General features: G+C 40.2%; 16 protein-coding genes. 4 read left to right on the top strand and 12 right to left on the bottom strand.

The window, feature by feature from the left end:
* Nucleotides 1-58: 58 nt before the first annotated feature.
* The gene (locus MMU05_RS06330; RefSeq protein ID WP_241140833.1) at nucleotides 59-1,072 is read right to left on the bottom strand and encodes a LacI family DNA-binding transcriptional regulator; all 1,014 of its coding nucleotides are present in this window, start codon (nucleotides 1,070-1,072) and stop codon (nucleotides 59-61) included.
* A gap of 210 nt (nucleotides 1,073-1,282) precedes the next feature.
* Between MMU05_RS06330 and uxaC the strand changes: the two genes are divergently transcribed.
* The 3 genes from uxaC to uxuA all read left to right on the top strand — a co-directional run bounded on the left by uxaC (nucleotide 1,283) and on the right by uxuA (nucleotide 4,901).
* On the top strand, nucleotides 1,283-2,701 hold the full coding sequence (gene uxaC / locus MMU05_RS06335; RefSeq protein WP_241140834.1) for a glucuronate isomerase: 1,419 nt from the start codon (nucleotides 1,283-1,285) through the stop codon (nucleotides 2,699-2,701).
* Between the two features lie 11 nt (nucleotides 2,702-2,712).
* Nucleotides 2,713-3,519, top strand: a complete 807-nt coding sequence (locus MMU05_RS06340) for an SDR family oxidoreductase (protein ID WP_241140835.1) — start codon at nucleotides 2,713-2,715, stop codon at nucleotides 3,517-3,519.
* Between the two features lie 200 nt (nucleotides 3,520-3,719).
* Nucleotides 3,720-4,901, top strand: a complete 1,182-nt coding sequence (gene uxuA / locus MMU05_RS06345; RefSeq protein WP_241140836.1) for a mannonate dehydratase — start codon at nucleotides 3,720-3,722, stop codon at nucleotides 4,899-4,901.
* 24 nt (nucleotides 4,902-4,925) lie between these two features.
* Here the strand turns inward: uxuA and MMU05_RS06350 are convergent, their stop codons facing one another.
* Nucleotides 4,926-5,627: a LytR/AlgR family response regulator transcription factor gene (locus tag MMU05_RS06350; protein WP_241140837.1), complete on the bottom strand. Its 702-nt coding sequence runs from the start codon at nucleotides 5,625-5,627 to the stop codon at nucleotides 4,926-4,928.
* A gap of 1 nt (nucleotide 5,628) precedes the next feature.
* The gene (locus MMU05_RS06355) at nucleotides 5,629-6,684 is read right to left on the bottom strand and encodes a sensor histidine kinase (RefSeq protein ID WP_241140838.1); all 1,056 of its coding nucleotides are present in this window, start codon (nucleotides 6,682-6,684) and stop codon (nucleotides 5,629-5,631) included.
* Between the two features lie 362 nt (nucleotides 6,685-7,046).
* Here MMU05_RS06355 and MMU05_RS06360 point away from each other — a divergent pair, with 362 nt between their 5' ends.
* Nucleotides 7,047-7,922 carry an alpha/beta fold hydrolase gene (locus tag MMU05_RS06360; protein ID WP_241140839.1) on the top strand — a complete coding sequence of 292 codons (876 nt, stop codon included), beginning with the start codon at nucleotides 7,047-7,049 and terminating at the stop codon, nucleotides 7,920-7,922.
* 227 nt (nucleotides 7,923-8,149) lie between these two features.
* Here MMU05_RS06360 and MMU05_RS06365 read toward each other — a convergent pair whose 3' ends face one another.
* The 9 genes from MMU05_RS06365 to MMU05_RS06405 form a co-directional block, all read right to left on the bottom strand.
* A complete protein-coding gene (locus MMU05_RS06365; RefSeq protein ID WP_241140840.1) occupies nucleotides 8,150-10,159 on the bottom strand; it encodes an alpha amylase C-terminal domain-containing protein in 2,010 nt (669 codons plus the stop codon).
* Nucleotides 10,160-10,274: 115 nt separating this feature from the next.
* The gene (locus MMU05_RS06370) at nucleotides 10,275-10,400 is read right to left on the bottom strand and encodes a 30S ribosomal protein THX (protein WP_241140841.1); all 126 of its coding nucleotides are present in this window, start codon (nucleotides 10,398-10,400) and stop codon (nucleotides 10,275-10,277) included.
* Nucleotides 10,401-10,798: 398 nt separating this feature from the next.
* Nucleotides 10,799-11,806 (bottom strand): LacI family DNA-binding transcriptional regulator, encoded by a 1,008-nt coding sequence (locus MMU05_RS06375; RefSeq protein ID WP_241140842.1) that lies wholly within the window; start codon nucleotides 11,804-11,806, stop codon nucleotides 10,799-10,801.
* A gap of 268 nt (nucleotides 11,807-12,074) precedes the next feature.
* The gene (locus tag MMU05_RS06380; RefSeq protein ID WP_241140843.1) at nucleotides 12,075-13,790 is read right to left on the bottom strand and encodes an OmpA family protein; all 1,716 of its coding nucleotides are present in this window, start codon (nucleotides 13,788-13,790) and stop codon (nucleotides 12,075-12,077) included.
* A gap of 1 nt (nucleotide 13,791) precedes the next feature.
* Nucleotides 13,792-14,763, bottom strand: coding sequence for a deoxyhypusine synthase family protein (locus MMU05_RS06385; RefSeq protein ID WP_241140844.1), 972 nt, complete (start codon nucleotides 14,761-14,763; stop codon nucleotides 13,792-13,794).
* 98 nt (nucleotides 14,764-14,861) lie between these two features.
* Nucleotides 14,862-15,470 (bottom strand): OmpH/Skp family outer membrane protein, encoded by a 609-nt coding sequence (locus MMU05_RS06390; protein ID WP_241140845.1) that lies wholly within the window; start codon nucleotides 15,468-15,470, stop codon nucleotides 14,862-14,864.
* 84 nt (nucleotides 15,471-15,554) lie between these two features.
* Complete coding sequence (locus MMU05_RS06395; protein WP_241140846.1) at nucleotides 15,555-15,788, bottom strand: hypothetical protein; 234 nt, start codon at nucleotides 15,786-15,788, stop codon at nucleotides 15,555-15,557.
* Between the two features lie 4 nt (nucleotides 15,789-15,792).
* Nucleotides 15,793-16,695, bottom strand: coding sequence for a histone deacetylase family protein (locus MMU05_RS06400; RefSeq protein WP_241140847.1), 903 nt, complete (start codon nucleotides 16,693-16,695; stop codon nucleotides 15,793-15,795).
* Nucleotides 16,696-16,757: 62 nt separating this feature from the next.
* A complete protein-coding gene (locus MMU05_RS06405; RefSeq protein ID WP_241140848.1) occupies nucleotides 16,758-17,321 on the bottom strand; it encodes a hypothetical protein in 564 nt (187 codons plus the stop codon).
* Nucleotides 17,322-17,435 lie beyond the last annotated feature (114 nt).

Below are 17,435 nucleotides of genomic sequence, written 5' to 3' on the forward strand. Positions count from 1 at the left end.
CATGAACCTATTTAACTGCCCTATCGGAAAATTCTGATAGGGTTTTTTTATGGATTTCTCAGTTTGATGATTCTCTAAAATCTATTTGTGAAGGCATTTGGATAACCTTGTTTTCAAAGGCCGGCTGGTTGGGTTTGGTAAGTTTTTTCATGAGTAGCTTGGCCATTTCTGATCCAATCTCAAAGGCCGGCTGGGAAATGGTGGTTAATGACGGTTTTAATAAACCTGCGATTTTCATATTGGAAAAACTTACCATTTTAAAATCCTTTGGCATTTCAAGTTTTGTTTCGCGAGCTGCATGGTAAGTTGCAATGGCTAACTTTTCCACAGAAGCCAAAATTCCATCCGGTCTATCCAAGCCGTATAGAATCTTGGCAATCAGTTTGATATTGGCCTCCTCGGATTGACTGCATTGGACAATCCAATTTTCTTCATAGGGCAAGCCAAATTTCTTGAGTGCATCCTGATATCCACGCAACCTTTCTCTCCCTATTGATATTTCTTTTGACAACATTAAAAAGAATATTCTTTTGCAACCCCTTTCGATTAGGTGGATAGTGGCTTTAAATCCATTCTCATAATCGTTGCTGATAAATTTTGTAGTCGGGATTTCCTGACATATCCGGTCAAAAAATATCAGCGGCACTCCTTTTGAATAAACTGTCTCCAAATGGTCTATTTTCTTTGTCTGACTGGAAACAGACATCACGATCGCATCGACCCTTCCATTTAACAGGTAAGAGACTATTTTTCTTTCCGTTTCCACATTTTCATGGGTACTGTAGACCAAAAGATGGTAGCCATATTCTTGGGTGATTTCTTCAATACCATCTATCACCTGACTAAAAAAATTATTGATCCTTTCGGGGATGATGACCGCAATTGTTTTACTCTTCTGTTCCCGAAGACTTCTTGCAAATGGGTTTGGCTGGTAATTGAGCTCTTTCGCCATTGCTACGACCCTCTCTTTGGTCGGTTGGCTGATTTCATAGCTGTCATTGAGCGCTCTGGAGACCGTTGAGGGGGAGAGTTTCAATTTTGCAGCGAGGTATTTGATGTTAACTTCTGCCATTTTTTCTTTGCAAAGAGTAATTCATTTTTAAAATAACCATCCTTTTTTCGATTAAGCAAACTAACCACAATTCCTTGATCTTTACAGTTAAAATTGAACCTTTGACCCGAAATCGTTTGCATCAAAAATTGAAGAATGGTTAATTGGAATTCTCTTTATTGGATTAAATTGACATTATCTTTGTAATCCTTGAAACCCATGCCTGTGTCAATGTCAAAAGTAAGCCCATCATTTATAACAGAAGATTTTTTGCTGGAAAATAAGTATGCAAAGATTCTATACCATGACTACGCTGCCGGTCAACCCATCATTGATTACCACAATCATTTGGCTCCGGATCAAATAGCAGAGAATAAAATTTTCGAAAACATCACTTCCATTTGGCTGGCAGGTGATCATTATAAATGGAGGGCAATGCGTGCTTTGGGTATTTCCGAAGAATACATCACAGGAAAGGCAAGTGATTGGGAAAAATTTGAAAGATGGGCCTATGCCGTTCCCTATACCATGAGAAACCCGCTATACCATTGGACCCATTTGGAACTGATGCGGTATTTTGGAATACATCATACACTGAATCAAAACAATGCAAGGGATATATATGAACTGACCAGCAGTCAACTTCAATCTCCCGAATTCAGTACCCAAGGATTGCTGTCAAAAATGAATGTGAAGGTGGTCTGCACTACGGACGATCCTACCGACAGCCTGATCCATCATCAGAATTTTGCCAAACAAGGAACAGGTTTAAAAATGAAACCGGCTTTCCGGCCTGATAAAGCCTTTGCGGTCGAAAATCCCTTGACTTACCACAGCTATATCGAAAAGCTATCTGCAGCCTCTTCTATTTCCATCAATTCCTTCGATGATCTTTTGGCAGCACTTCAAAACAGGATAGAATTTTTTCATCAGGTGGGTGGAAGACTTTCGGATCATGGTTTGGAAAGCCTGTACTTTGAACCGGATTCAAATCTTGATTTGGATACCATATTCAAGAAAGCAATTTCGGCACAAGTTCTGAGCAAAGAAGAAATCTCATTCTTCAAATACCGGACATTGATAGAATTGGGAAAAATGTACCATGCCAAAGGTTGGGTACAACAGTTCCATTTGGGTGCTTTGAGAAACAACAACACCAGAAGTCTTACCAAATTGGGACCTGACACCGGATTTGATTCCATCGGGGATTTCAGTCAGGCTTCTGCCCTGTCGGGATTTCTCAATGAATTGGATAAATCCGACCAATTAGCCAAGACCGTCATCTACAACCTCAATCCATCAGACAATGAAGTAATCGCTACCATGGCAGGCAATTTCAACGATGGAAGTATCAAAGGAAAAATTCAGTTTGGGTCGGCTTGGTGGTTTTTGGATCAAAAAGACGGCATGGAAAAACAGATCAATTCCCTGTCTAATATTGGCTTGATATCCTGTTTTGTCGGGATGCTTACTGATTCCAGAAGTTTTCTTTCCTTTCCGCGGCATGAATATTTCCGAAGGATTTTATGCAACCTATTTGGAAGGGATATCGCAAATGGAGAATTACCAAATGATGAGCAGTGGATCGGGAAAATCATCTCAGACATCTGTTACAATAATGCCAATGAGTATTTTGATTTCGGTAATTAACCAAAACCAGCATGTTTGATATCACAGATAAAAAAATAATCATTACCGGTGCCACCGGAGTTTTAGGCGAAGCGATGGCTTTTCACCTAGCTAAGGAAGGTGCCAACGTGTTAGTTATTGGCAGGACAGCATCAAAAGTTGAAAAATTGGTCAGCGAAATCAGGTCTAGAAATGGGAAAGCAGATGGGTTTTTAGCGGATGTGACCAAAGAGAATCAAGTGGAAGCTGCCGCCCGACAGATCCAATCAAGATATCGAACCGTTGATATTCTTATCAACCTTGCGGGAGGAAACTTACCCGGTGCTGTGGTCAGACCGGATCAGACGATAGGTGAATTGTCCGTTGAGGCTGTAAAAAATGTCATGGATTTAAATTATCAGGGCACATTCATTCCTATCAAACATTTTATTCCATTGATGCTGCCTAACAGTAAGGGGAATATCATCAATATCTCCTCCATGGCGGCGAGCAGACCGATGACCCGAGTGATGGGTTATGCATCTGCCAAAGCTGCTATCGATAACCTGACCAAATGGATGGCAGTGGAGCTCAACACCAAATATGGACCTGACTTCCGGGTCAATGCCATTGCTCCCGGATTTTTTCTGACTGAGCAAAACAGGTCATTGCTCACAGAAGGAGACGGAAGCCTTACCCAAAGAGGAAATCAGATCATCAACCACACGCCAATGGCCCGATTCGGAAAACCCGAGGACTTGTTGGGAACACTTCAGTGGCTTTGTTCTGATGCTTCAAAGTTTGTGACAGGGACAATTATCGCAGTCGATGGAGGTTTCAGTGCTTATTCCGGGGTGTAAAAAGACGCAAGATATAAGACAAAAGACTCAAGATGTGAGATTTGAGACAAAGATTAATCTTGATTGAACAAAGTATTAAGTACCAAGTACCAAGCCTCCTGACAACGCGAAGCAGACAACAATTACAACAACTACAACATTTCCAACCACTACAACCATTACAACCACTACAACAATTACAACCCTTACTACAAAATACTATGGCTTATAAAATGGAGCAAACCATGCGTTGGTATGGTCCCAAAGATCCGGTGAGTTTGGCAGATATCCGTCAGGCAGGTGCCACAGGAATTGTATCTGCCCTTCACCATATCCCAAACGGAGAAATTTGGACCAAAGAGGAAATCAGAACGCGAAAAAATACCATCGAATCAGCAGGCTTGAAATGGTCTGTGGTGGAATCTGTTCCCGTCCATGAAAACATCAAAACCAAGTCAGGGGATTTCCTAAGAAACATAGAAAATTACAAAACCACCTTAGAAAACCTTGCTTCAGAAGGCATCCAAATCGTCTGCTATAATTTTATGCCGATTTTGGATTGGACGAGGACAGAATTGGCATGGACACTTCCCAATGGCGCAAAGGCGCTTCGGTTTGAGAAAAAGGAAGTCGTGGCCTTCGATTTGTTTATGTTGAAAAGAAAAGGTGCCGAAAAGGAATATACTCCACAGGAAATCCAAAAAGCCAAAGAATTTTTTGAAAACGCTTCTGAAGAAACTCTCAAAAGGGTGAATGACAATATCCTCAAAGGTCTTCCTGGATCTGAAGAAGGCTATACCATGGAGCAGTTTCAGGCCGCTTTGGACTCTTACCAAGGAATCGGACATGCAGAGTTAGAGAGAAACCTTCAACTTTTTTTGGATGCAATACTGCCGATTGCTGAGAAAAACGGGGTCAAAATGGCCATACATCCCGATGACCCTCCTTTTGATGTTTTTGGATTGCCAAGAGTGATGAGTACCGCAAAGGATATGAAAAGGCTCATTTCGGATAATAACAGCCCAAATAATGGATTTACTTTCTGCACAGGATCTTATGGTGTCAGAGCGGACAATGACCTTCCTGCAATGGTTGAAGCGTTTGGAGACCATATCCATTTTATCCACCTCAGAAGCACAAGAAGGGACGTCGATGGCAACTTCTATGAAGATGACCACTTGACCGGTGATGTACCCATGGAAGCAGTGATCCATCAAATTCTGAAAGTCCAGCAAAAACGTCAAATATCCATTCCGATGCGTCCTGACCATGGTCATCAGATGTTGGATGATATCAAAAAACCGATTGTCAATCCTGGTTATACTGCAATCGGAAGGTTGAAAGGTTTGGCAGAAATCCGGGGAGTGGAAGCAGGTCTGATTTATTCAGGGATTCTCAAGTGATTTTGAGCGAGAAATTATCAGGAATCAACGCCCGATCAGTTCATCGATGATTTCATTTCTTCTATTTCTGGACATGGGAACTTTTGTTTTTCCCATGTCTATTTCATTGCCTTTTATTCCCTTGACGTGGTTTTTGGAAATAATGTAGGTCTTGTGAATCCTCAGGAATCTGTCAGTAGGAAGGTTTTCCTCCATGCTTTTCATAGTCATGAGTGTAATCAGCCGACCTTCGCCGGTGTGGATCGCTACATAATTCTCCATTCCTTCGATGTAAATGATATCCTGGAGCAAGACCCTTTTCAGGATATTATCGACTTTGACAAAAATCGATTCTTTTTGAATCGGGTTTTCTTTAGGATTTTGTCTTAGTTGGAATAAATCCTTGGCTTTGTTTACAGCTTTCAAAAACCTGCCAAAGGGATAAGGTTTGACCAAATAATCCACCACATCCAATTCAAATCCCTGTAGGGCATAATTGGGATAAGCAGTGGTCAGGATCACCATCGGTGGCGTTTGGAGAGATTTGAGAAAGTCAATTCCCGTGATTTTGGGCATTTGGATATCCAAAAACATCAGATCCAGCTTTTCAATTTTGAGCACCTCATTGGCTTCAAGGGCGTTTTCGCAGGTAGCACAAAGCTCCAAGGAATCAATTTCCCTGACATAGCTTTTCAGTCCTTCCCTTGCAAGCGGTTCGTCCTCTACAATGATTGTCCGGATTTTCATATTACTTCATTCTGATTTTCAACCTGACTTCGTAACTGTCATTTTCCGCTTTGGTTTCAATCCAATGGGATTTTGGATAGAGCAGTTCTAGCCTCCTTTTGATATTTACAAGTCCTATTCCCCCTGTATTTCTTGCATGATTTTTTTCTTTGGGTTCGGTGGTGTTGTAAAAATAAGCCAAAAGGAAACCATCCTCCAACCAAATTTTAACCTTGACTATATTGGGTCGATCGGTATGGGTGGACAGATGTTTGAAACAATTTTCAAGAAACGGAATCAGAATCAACGGGGCAATTGAAAAGTCTTCAAGATTATCGCCTTCTTCAAACGACAGTTCGAGGCGCTCCCCTTTGCGGATTTTTTCCAGTTCAATATAATTTTTGAGATACTCGATTTCCTGCTGTATTTCTATCTTTTCGGCCGAAAAATCATAAAGTTGGGAACGAAGCAAATTGGAAAGTTTGATCAAAGTATCCGATGCCAATTCGGGATTGATCCGGATCAAAACATACACACTGTTGATGGCATTGAAAAGGAAATGGGGATTGACTTGGGATTTCAGAAACTGCAATTCGCTTTCAAGTCTTTCTTTCTCTAGCAATTCATTTTTCCGATGCATTTTCCGGGTTTCAAAATATCCCTTTATCGCCAACATGATGCCTGCGGCAAAGAAATTGGAGAAGAAAAATACAGAGATGATTTGGAAAAAAGGAGCTTGAAAAAGGTCATCTGGAGATTTACCCATGATCAATGCTATTGCAGCATACATCAACAACGACAGCAATACACAAAGACCCAAAAATGAAATCAGAAATAGAAATGAACGGTCTTTCTTCAGTAATTTGGGATTGAGGAAGTATTGGGAGGTATAATAAAGAGTCGCATGCGAAAACAGATACACCGAGGTTACTTTCATAAGCAGGCTGAAGTCCTTATACATACTCTGGTATGTAAATAGCCAAAACACATAATACAACATCCAAAACAGGATATGATGGACTTTATACCGGCCTATTTTTGATAGAATACCATAGGTCCAATTTCCGAGATTTACCATTTTAAAATTTGATTAGAAACACTCTTTGCTTTACAGAAGCCCTTTTCATCCGATCTGTATCATGGTTATGCTTCAGACCAATCAAATCAAAAACTCTGCTTATGTTTCGAGGCTAAATTAACCATACTCCTATTTTTAAAATATTGGTATTGACCAAAAATAAGAATTACTTGACCAAAGGGATAATATGAAGGACAAACCAAAATAAATCACCATACCAGGATTATTTACAAGGTAAAAACGGTCTTTTTCAAAAATTTACCCAATTCAAACAGATGGTCAGGAAGTAATCTCTCTTCGTCAAATGATTTTTCTCAGTTGGTTTTCAACCTCCAATTTTGGACAAACAAAAACAAAAAACTATGAAAACCAACAAAATCAAATGGATGTTAGTGGCCTTTATTTTGGTCATCTTCCAAATGTCAACTGTTTCTGCCAACCAAGAATTGATTTCCACCACAGTTGTCGGAAAAGGAAAGCCTATAATTTTGATCCACGGTATGGCCTGTGCACCTGAAGTTTGGGATGAGTTTGTCGAAAAATATAAAACCAAAAATGAACTCCACTTGGTCAGGATCAAAGGATTTGGAAATGGAGAAAAAGGCGAAGCGAATCATTATCTGGAAGAAGTCAAAAATGAATTGATTGCTTATGTGAAGGAAAACAAACTGAATAAACCAACCCTCATTGGACACAGCATGGGCGGATTTTTGGGACTTTGGGCTGCAGCTGAGGCACCGGATGTTTTTGGCAGAATCGTGTCAGTGGACGGTGTGCCTTATTTTCCGGTTTTGGTAATGCCCGGAATCACCGCCGAGACAGCCAAAGCAGTTTCTTCCCAAATGACCACAGCCATGTCAAACATGTCACCTGAGGCTGCAAAGGCAAATCAGGAAATGATGATCGCATCCATGATTGCCACTGAAGCTAAGCGTCCTAAGGTGGTCGAAATGGGAATAAAAAGCAATCCTGCCGTCATAGGGCAAGCTTATGGTGAAATGTACACCACGGACATCAGGCCATTAATGGATAAAATCAAAGTTCCTGTCTTGGTTTTTGGTTCTTGGGCTGCTTATGAACCTTATGGCTCAACAAAAGAATCTGTTGAAAAAAATATGGATGACCAATTGAAAACCATTCCTGAATACAAGCTATTGATAGCCGAAAGCGCTTACCACTTTGTTTTTTATGACGAACCGGATTGGTTTTATTCCGAGCTGGACAAGTTCTTGGATTGATTCCAAAAAAATTTATTCGAACAAACTCCTGCTCATTTCTATATAGAACCATTAAAAAACCTATGATGCCTATTAATAAATTTAATTCAACATTAGGGATTATGGTTCGTTTTAACCTGAAGACAATGGCCCAGAATACCTTTCTGCTCATACGGAGAGTAAGGCTTTTCTTGAAGTTTAGTTGATACCTGTCATTGGATACAAAAATAAAGGGGCCTTGAGCCCCTTTATTGTTTTTTGAAAATCAAACAAGTCCTGTTGGGAAGATAAATCTGGAGTTGCTGCTTCTTATCTGTAGAATAAATAGGATTCCCTTCAATTCTTGAAAATCCTCCAAATTTTTTGTCGTCCGAGTTTAGGACGATTTTGTACTTTCCTTTTTCGGGAACTTTGAATTCAAAGCCGAAATAGGATTCGGAAACATGGAAGCAAAACGCAAAAATCAATCCCGCCCTTTCAAAAACGAGGATTTTTTTATCCGGATCCAAATGAAGCTGATTTGCGGGAGGTGAGGCCAAGACCTGATATTCAGAGACCAATTTGATCATGGCTTTATCCCAATCAAACAAATCATGGTACCGGAGGTGGTCGGTGTCCACCAAGGACCATTGCCTTCGGGCATATTGGTAGCTCCAATCATTGCCTTTTCTGGGAAAATCTATCCATTCGGGATGACCAAATTCATTGCCAATAAAATTCAGGTAGCCCTCTCCGCCAAGTGAAATGGTGATCATCCGGATCATTTTATGCAAAGCTACTCCCCTGTCCACTACGAGACTTGACTGAAGCTTTGACATGCTGGAATACATCTCTTTGTCCATCAGCCAAAAAGCAATGGATTTGTCCCCTACCAATGCCTGGTCGTGGGATTCTGCATAGGCAATGGTTTTTTCTGTTGCGGGTCTGTTGGTCAGTTCATGCCACATATTGAAAAGATCCCAATGCTCATCAGGTTGATGTTTCAGTGTTTTGATCCAAAAATCCGGAATCCCCATTGCCAATCTATAGTCAAAACCAATTCCTCCTTCGTCTATTTTCCGGCAGAGACCTGGCATTCCTGTCACTTCCTCCGCAATGGAAATGGCATTTTGTGAAAAATCATGAATCAACTGATTGGCCAATTGCAGGTAAATCAACGCATCCACATCCACACCTGCGTCGAAGTATTTTTCCAAATTGTCAAATGAAATGTTTCCATGGTGAAGGTAGATAATGGAGGTAGCTCCATCCCATCTAAAGCCATCAAAGTGAAATTCCTCAAGCCAATAGCGCACATTGGAGAGTAAGAAATGTTTCACTTCCAATTTGCCATAATCAAACAGTTTGGAGTCCCATCCTTCATGGTATCCCCTTGGACCGGGATGAAAGTATTGATGGTCCGAACCGTCAAACTCATTCAAACCTTCAAATACATTTTTGACAGCATGTGAGTGGACGAGGTCCATGACAACAGAAATTCCCATTTCATGGGCTTTGTTGATCAAAAACTTCAATTCTTCCGGAGTTCCAAACCTTGAGGTCGGACAAAAGTAATTGGAAACGTGATAGCCAAATGATCCATAATAGGGATGCTCCATCACCGCCATCATCTGAATAGTATTATATCCTGCAGCTTTGATTCTTGGAAGTATGTTTTCAGCGAATTCCATATAGGTACCCACTCCCAGTTTTTCTTGAGCCATCCCAACATGGCATTCATAGATTAGGGGTTGCCTGAGATTCTCCGTAGGGTCAAAACCCAGGTCAGTCCATAAAAATTGCTCCTCCGGAAACCAAAGCTGACCTGTAAAATCATGCGTGGCTTCATCCTGAATCACTCTCCGAATATAGGCAGGGATCCTGTCCAAGGCTCCATTTTCACCTTCGATGTGTACCTTAACGCTACTTTGATGAACAAAAGAATTTTTATATTCTTCATATGGCAAAAATATCTCCCAATCGCCTCGGTGGTCTTTTTTCATTCGATGGCTATACCTGTTCCAATGATTGAAATCACCCATCAAAAATAAGTTAAATGCTTTTGGAGCCCATTCCCGGTATACCCAGCCCTTTCTAAAGCTGTCAAAATGAATACCATAGTACTCATGTGCCCGTGCAAACTCCAAAAGGTTGCCATAACCATGGTTTATAAATTTGATCGTGGCAAGGTATCTTTCATACCGTTCTTGGATATCCTGCGCATGCGCTTCCAGCCATGGGGAATCCTTTAATATCTGTAAAACTTTAGGATTATTCACGAAAAAACCTTTTTGTAATTTTCTAATTTAATTAATATTCAAGCGGCAAACCAACTCTGAGTCTATTTAAAAATAAAAAGCATTGCCTTTGTCGCAATGCTTTGATTCCGGAAAATCATTTTTTTGAAAAGCCGAGTTTGATTTTCCTCGAAGCTTGGTTCCTTTTGGATTTTGGTCTGCAGGCCCCAAATGATCCTTTCCAGATTTTTCCTTTCCGGGATTTGATGTCTCCTTTACCCATGATTGTCAGTATTTAAGGTTGGAAAAAATCAAATTTAAAAATACTGATTGGATAACTCAATAGTAATTTTGATGGTTTTATACTTTTTCCTATCGGATAAAAAGAAATACCATGGTTGCAGCCAATGAATATCCCAATAGAAATGAAAAAAATATCGGGACGGAAAGAGAGAATTTAGTGTATTCAGGAAAATTCCTATGGCTATAGATATGGCTGACTTTTTTCAGGTACTTTTCCGGATAAATAGATAAAAAAAATAACGAGTAGGTGACGGTCAGTAGGGCAAAAGAAAAGAAGGTCTCCATAAATTGCATTTTAAATACACAAATATAGCATTCAATTCAATTCCTGCCATATGACATTAAAAATTCTTTACATTAATGTTAAGAAAATGTTACTTATTTCTGTCTTTTCAAGGAAGACTCTCTTACGATTAATTTGGTTTTGATTTCGAAGGTTTCATGGTTTTCCAAATCATGATTCTGTATCAATTCGATCAGTAGTTTCATGGATTTGATTCCCATCTCATACCCAAATTGGTCTACAGAACTTAAACCCGGACTTACCACCTCCGCGAGTTTCCAATTGCTGAATCCCATTACCCCTACCTGACCCGGAATTTGATACCCGGCACCTTTGAGGTATTTGATAACTCCCAAGGCCACAAGATCAGTAATGCAAAAAAAGGCATCCGGTGGATTGTTTCCTTCCATCAGTTCTTTGGCAAAATCAAAACCCTCCTGTTCACTTATGGCGATACAGGATTTTACCCAATTATCGGAAAACTCCATCTCATGATCCGACAACGCTTTTCGGTAGCCTTCAAATCTTTCTTTTGCATTTTTGACATTTTCTCTACCTCGGAGGTGGGCGATCCGTCCATATCCTTGGTCGATTAAATGGCTAACAGCGTGGTAGGCACCTTCGAAGTCATCTACCGTTACTTTGGGAGTGTCTAGTTGGTCTGTGATTTTATCAAATTGGATGACAGGTTTTCCTTCGGAAATGAAATCCGATAAATGATCTCCTTCCAAGGTTTCATTGGAAATGGAAATCAAGAGTCCATCGACACTTGATGCCAACATGGTGCGGCAGGCTACTATTTCATCTTTGAGCAAGTCATTCGATTGGCTGACCAATACATTGTAACCACATTTTTTTGCTTCATCGATAGCTCCGCTGATGACGGTCGAAAAAAAATGGTGAACCAATTCGGGTACGATCAGGCCTATGTTGAAGGTTCTGCTTTTCCTAAAGTTAACAGCCAAAAAATTGGGGACATAATGGTGGGCCTCAGCATATTCCTTAACTAAACGAATCGTATCTTTTGCAATGTCAGGGTGTTCTTTTAAAGCGCGTGAAGCTGTAGAAACCGATATCCCAAGTTCTTTTGCAATATCTTTCAAAGTTAATTTCCTCTTTTCTATCATCGGTTAATTTGGGTATGTACTAATATAAATGCCTTTAGCAAATATTTACTATTCCATACTTGAATTATTATTTTTTGTTTGGCCTTCAATAAAAAATAAAAGCTGATTTGGTCGGGAGATTGGATCAGAAATATAAAAAATTACATGATCTAATTAGAAAGAGTTCTATGTCAATAAGATAAAAAAAATGGTTATATACTATTGATATTCAATAATATATAACCATTAATCTAAACTAGTAAGGTCAATTCTCAATCAGCATTTCAACCCTTCGGTTGATCGTTCTTCCTTCCTCAGTATTGTTGTCTGCAATTGGCCGGGTTCCACCCCATCCTGAAGTCCTGATTCTTTCAAATTCAATTCCATTGATGGTCAGGTAGGCTCTGATTTTTGAAGCCCTTTTCATGGACAAGTCTTTGTTCAGGGACGGATCTCCTGCATTATCTGTATGGCCTTCCAATCTGATTTTGATGGTGGGATTTTCTTTGAGAAATAATACAAAATCATCCAAAACCTGGATAGACTTTGCATCTGCAAAATCAGATGTACCCCTGTTGAACTGGATATTTTCCAAGATGATAGCCGTTCCTGCTACTGCAGGCTTCAACAAAATTTCTTTTCCTTCTGATTCGATCCAGGTGTTTCTGTCTAAAAGTTGGGGAATGTACCCTTTTGCGCTGACCGTGAAATTGACCCATTGGGGATCATCCAATTCATCCCAAAGTTGCTCCTGACTTGGAATTACTTTTTTAATTCCCCTTTCATTGCTGATTTCTATTTTGTAGTCAATAGGGTTTTTGGTTTGGGCATCCAAGACTTTAACAAGTCCCCGTCTTTGTGTTGTTTTGGAAATTGAGGCATTGGGAGGAATTATTTCAGCAATAGTTTCTGTAATTCTAACCACCGTATCAACCACCATCGTTGGTATAACCGGTTTAATTGACTCGGTTTTTGTTTTCACAGAATCGGATTTTTCCAAAACCACCAAAGCTTCGGTTTTTGGCACAATCTCCTCCTGCATAATTGCTGTTGGCAGTTCGGGGATCGTGACTTCCTCTGTGGCCAGAGGTTCAATTGTCTGGAATTTGACTATGAAAAAATCCCCAAAACCTTCACTGTTTTGTGTACTGGTAAAAATTGCAGCATCCTCTTTTCCGGAGAATTTGGTATATCCCATTTCTGAGCCTTGGGTATTTGTGTATTGAATTGGCAAAGGCGCTGTCCAACTGTCCCAAGCTTTCCCTTTTCTTTGGGAATAATAAATATCTTTTCCCCTTCTGTTTTCTTTAGAATTGGATGAAAAATAAAGTGTTTGAAGATCTTCAGATAAGTATGGGGTGTGTTCTTGGGCGTAGGTGTTGATTTGAGGACCCAAGTTGAAGGGAGAGGACCAAACTGTCTCTGATTGTTTGAAACTGACATAGATATCCTCATTTCCAAAACTCCCAAAAGAAGCCATGGACATTACAAGGATGCTGCCATCTGAAGAAAGTCTGCCACTAAAATGAGTCCCATTGTTCTTAAAATTCCCCATTTCCAAAGGGCGGATATAATTCCATGAATTACCGAACCGCGAATATTGGTGTATCCCCTGTTTCTTTCCATTTTGACCACTGTGGTAGACCAATGCTGTCAAGGGATCCAAGAACCCTACGAAAACATCATTGCCTTGGGTAGATAAGTCGGGAATTCTTTGAGGCTTCTGCCAAACTCCGTTCCCGTCCATTTTGCCAAACCAGATATCCCCAAAATCAGTCGGACCTCCTGCATTTTCGGGATGTAAACCGATAGTGAAAAATAACTCGCCATTGGGTGAGAAAACCGGGTTTTGCTCATCATAAGGCGAATTCAAGAGTTTTATTGGTGTAATTTCCTGCGCGGACAGTGCTGAGTAAAGGAAAAAAGCAAGTAGGGTTAGCCCACTTGCTTTTAAAGAAATACGGATACTTGATAAGTTCATTTTATTGGTCTAGGACAATGGCAAAAATCAGCGGTGCCACAATGGTAGCATCTGATTCTATAATAAATTTTGGTGTGTCAAGTCCAAGTTTTCCCCAGGTTATTTTTTCGTTTGGCACTGCGCCGGAATAGGATCCATAAGATGTCGTAGAATCTGAAATCTGACAGAAATAACCCCAAAGAGGCACATTGTCTCGCTGAAGATCCTGATGGAGCATCGGAACAACACAAATCGGAAAATCACCAGCAATTCCCCCGCCAATTTGAAAAAATCCAACTGTACTTTCTTCGGTTGCATTTTGGGTATACCATTCGGCCAGAAACATCATATACTCAATACCGGTCCTTACAGTATGCACATTCTTCACATCGCCCGAAATAACGTGACCAGCAAACATATTGGCCAAAGTTGAATCTTCCCATCCAGGAACGATGATCGGAAGGTTTTTCTTCGCAGCTTCTAACAACCACGAATTTTTTGGATCAATCTGAAAGCTTGCATCCAGCTTACCGGATAAAAGTATCTTGTAGAAAAACTCATGTGGAAAATAGGATTCTCCGGCTTGATCTGCCTTCACCCATTCTTCCAAAATCACATTTTCGATCCTTCTCATGGCTTCCATTTCAGGGATACAGGTATCCGTTACCCTGTTCATGTGCCTGCTAAGCAGGTCCTGCTCCTGAGCAGGAGACAATTCCCTGTAATTGGGGATTCTCTCATAATAATCATGGGCCACTAAGTTGAAGACATCTTCTTCCAAGTTGGCACCTGTACAAGAGATGATTTGAATTTTATTTTGACGGATCATTTCGGCAAGCGAAATACCCATTTCAGCTGTAGACATTGCCCCGGCTAAGGTAACCATCATCTTACCATTGTTGTCCAGATGGGTCTTATAGCCTTCAGCTGCATCTATAAGGGCAGCAGCATTGAAATGTCTAAAATTATGTTTTAAAAATTCTGTGATTTTCATAGAGCAGTTTTTGAATTTTCCGGTGCGAAAGTACCAATTTAATAAACATAAAAAAAGCCCGACATGTGATGACGGGCTTTTAGAATGTTTTGAAATTATTATTTTGCGGGAGCCGGTACTTTTGAGGCTTCGTACTTTTTATTGAGTCCTTCGACCACTATATCGGTGATATCCAATGCTTTATTAGAATACCAGATGGCTCCGCCTCTGGTATAGGAAAGTACCATTTCAAGGTTATTTGCCTGTGCATATTCTGTAAGATATTCCTGGATCTGATCATACACATCGCTGTATAATTTGGATTCGTCTCCTGACAATTCCTGCATGATATTATCTCTGTAAGTTACGAGGTTTTGTTCTTTTTTAACCAATTCCTCCTGTTTTGCACGCGCTTGGTTTGGGGTCATTGCCTGAGCAGACTGTTGAAAATTGGCAACTTCTTGCTCAAATCCCTTTGCTCTTGAGCCCAATTCACTTTCAAAATTCTTTCCCTTTTGGGTGATGTCACCGGATTTCTCTTTGAAATAAGTATATCGGGCAATCACGCTGTCGGTCAAAACGTAGGCAACTTTCAAATCTGCCACACTTACTGTTTCTTTTGATTCGGTTGATGCCGCTCCTTCAGTGGTTTTACCTGCTTGGTCACACGAGGAAAATGTCAAAGCTAGAATACCTGCCAAGACTAATAATTTTGCTGTTTCTTTCACGTCTGTATTTTTTCTAATTGGCGCAAATATAAACAAAGTATCTTTTTTGCAAATTTTATTTCAGGGGTCAATTGTTAATTTCCGTTAAAGATGGTTTTTCTTTTGATCAATCAGGCTTTTGAAGACAATGGCCTGACCAAAAACTGACAATCCGGCAAAAATCAACGCCAGTCCTGCTGTTCCGATCAAAAACCAGTTTACAAAAGCTTTTCCCAAGGCTTTGGCGATGAGTGCCTCGCCCATGACACTTAACCCAAATCCCATGACCAAAATCCCGCTCACGGCATAAAAAAGCCATTTTCTCTTTAGTTTTTTCATTTTTTTAGAAATAAAGATCCTGTGCAAGCCTAAACGTATTGGCATGCGCCTCAATGATAAGACTCAATTTTTCGGAATAGCCGCCTCCCATGCAACACATAATCGGAATAGAATTGATTTTTGCCAATTCTAAAACAAATTTATCTCTCTCCCTACAACCTGCGATGCTAAGTGCCAATCTTCCCAGCTTATCCGATTTCAAAACATCAACCCCACTTTGGTAAATGATAAATTCCGGTTCAAAGGAATCCACCAATCCCGGTAAGGTTTCTTTCAAAATTTTGAGATAATGCGCATCATCCGTTTGGTCAGGCAAACCGATATCGAGGTCTGAAGATTCTTTGTGCAAAGGATAATTGGAAGCGCCGTGCATACTGAAAGTAAAAACGGATGAGTTCGCTTCAAACATACTTGCTGTTCCATTTCCCTGATGCACATCAAGGTCCACTACCAATATCTTTTTTACCAGGTTATTGTCCAAAAGATAATTTGAAGCAATCGCAATGTCATTCAATAAACAGAAGCCTTCTCCCCTATCTGCAAAAGAATGATGGGTGCCCCCGGCGATGTTCATTCCAATCCCAAATTCCAAAGCAAAAACCGATGCCTGCACCGAACCCTGCATAATGTGCATTTCTCTTTGAACCAATTCATGGCTGAGAGGAAAACCTGTTTTCCTGATTTCAGATTTATTGAGGCTGAGGGATTTTAGCTTTTCAAGATAACTTTGATGGTGAGAATTTATAATCCATTTTTCTTCAAGGATTGTAGGAGAAAAAAAATTTGACGCACTTATAGTTCCTTCATAGAGAAGTTGTTCGGGGAGAAGGTTGTATTTCTCCATCGGAAATCTGTGTCCCTCCGGAAGGGAATGGTTATATATAGGAGACCAGGCAATTTTGAGCATAACACGAAAAACGCTTGTCGTATAACAAGCGTTTTCAATAATGGTTTGACAAAAATGTCCTGCTAATCATCCACATCCTCTTCCTCTGATTGGAAGGCATACGAAGTATCGTCCAAAGCCAAAGTATCATCGTTAAATTCCTTGACAAATTTTGTAATTACCCTTTCATCTATTTCGTCCACATTAAGGGCTGCATCCAATCCTATCCCGTAGTCATGGTTCATGTCCACATCTACAAACTCCTGCACTTTCACAGATTCTTCCTCCTCGATGTCCATGATGATTTCTGTCATAAACCATCCGATTTCTTCCTCCTCACTGGTCAACGGCTTGAGATTGCCATTTTCATCTTCTTCGTAATGTATCCCCTTAAAATTGGAGAATTTCTTAGCAGCCTCGTGCTCCGCCAATTCATAAACTTCTGATGCATGGTGTAGCCTTAAGGTATAGAGTGCGGCATCATAGATTACTTCCTTGCCTTCATGCATTCCTATAAAATAAAAATTTACAAACTCCTCGGAATTATCTTCCCCAGCTACAATCTTGAAATTCTTCTTCGACGTTTCAAGTTCTTTTTTCAAGGCTTCGATTGTTTCAGGAACAAAACCTTCATTTTGGTATTTCATATGATAAAAGTTGCTAAAATTAAAGACAACATACAACGGTTTCTGCTAACTTAAAAGCATAATGACCACAGATGCAAGCGATTTCGCATTTAAGTAATTAAAATACAAGTATTT

This window comes from Cognataquiflexum rubidum, from assembly GCF_022538115.1.
Lineage (GTDB): Bacteria > Bacteroidota > Bacteroidia > Cytophagales > Cyclobacteriaceae > Cognataquiflexum > Cognataquiflexum rubidum.

Bases quoted from the DNA above. Each gene is read 5' to 3' on its own strand.
- MMU05_RS06330 (WP_241140833.1), bottom strand. From the start codon at position 1,072: ATGGCAGAAGTTAACATCAAATACCTCGCTGCAAAATTGAAACTCTCC.
- uxaC (WP_241140834.1), top strand. From the start codon at position 1,283: ATGTCAAAAGTAAGCCCATCATTTATAACAGAAGATTTTTTGCTGGAA.
- MMU05_RS06340 (WP_241140835.1), top strand. From the start codon at position 2,713: ATGTTTGATATCACAGATAAAAAAATAATCATTACCGGTGCCACCGGA.
- uxuA (WP_241140836.1), top strand. From the start codon at position 3,720: ATGGCTTATAAAATGGAGCAAACCATGCGTTGGTATGGTCCCAAAGAT.
- MMU05_RS06350 (WP_241140837.1), bottom strand. From the start codon at position 5,627: ATGAAAATCCGGACAATCATTGTAGAGGACGAACCGCTTGCAAGGGAA.
- MMU05_RS06355 (WP_241140838.1), bottom strand. From the start codon at position 6,684: ATGGTAAATCTCGGAAATTGGACCTATGGTATTCTATCAAAAATAGGC.
- MMU05_RS06360 (WP_241140839.1), top strand. From the start codon at position 7,047: ATGAAAACCAACAAAATCAAATGGATGTTAGTGGCCTTTATTTTGGTC.
- MMU05_RS06370 (WP_241140841.1), bottom strand. From the start codon at position 10,400: ATGGGTAAAGGAGACATCAAATCCCGGAAAGGAAAAATCTGGAAAGGA.
- MMU05_RS06380 (WP_241140843.1), bottom strand. From the start codon at position 13,790: ATGAACTTATCAAGTATCCGTATTTCTTTAAAAGCAAGTGGGCTAACC.
- MMU05_RS06385 (WP_241140844.1), bottom strand. From the start codon at position 14,763: ATGAAAATCACAGAATTTTTAAAACATAATTTTAGACATTTCAATGCT.
- MMU05_RS06395 (WP_241140846.1), bottom strand. From the start codon at position 15,788: ATGAAAAAACTAAAGAGAAAATGGCTTTTTTATGCCGTGAGCGGGATT.
- MMU05_RS06400 (WP_241140847.1), bottom strand. From the start codon at position 16,695: ATGCTCAAAATTGCCTGGTCTCCTATATATAACCATTCCCTTCCGGAG.
- MMU05_RS06405 (WP_241140848.1), bottom strand. From the start codon at position 17,321: ATGAAATACCAAAATGAAGGTTTTGTTCCTGAAACAATCGAAGCCTTG.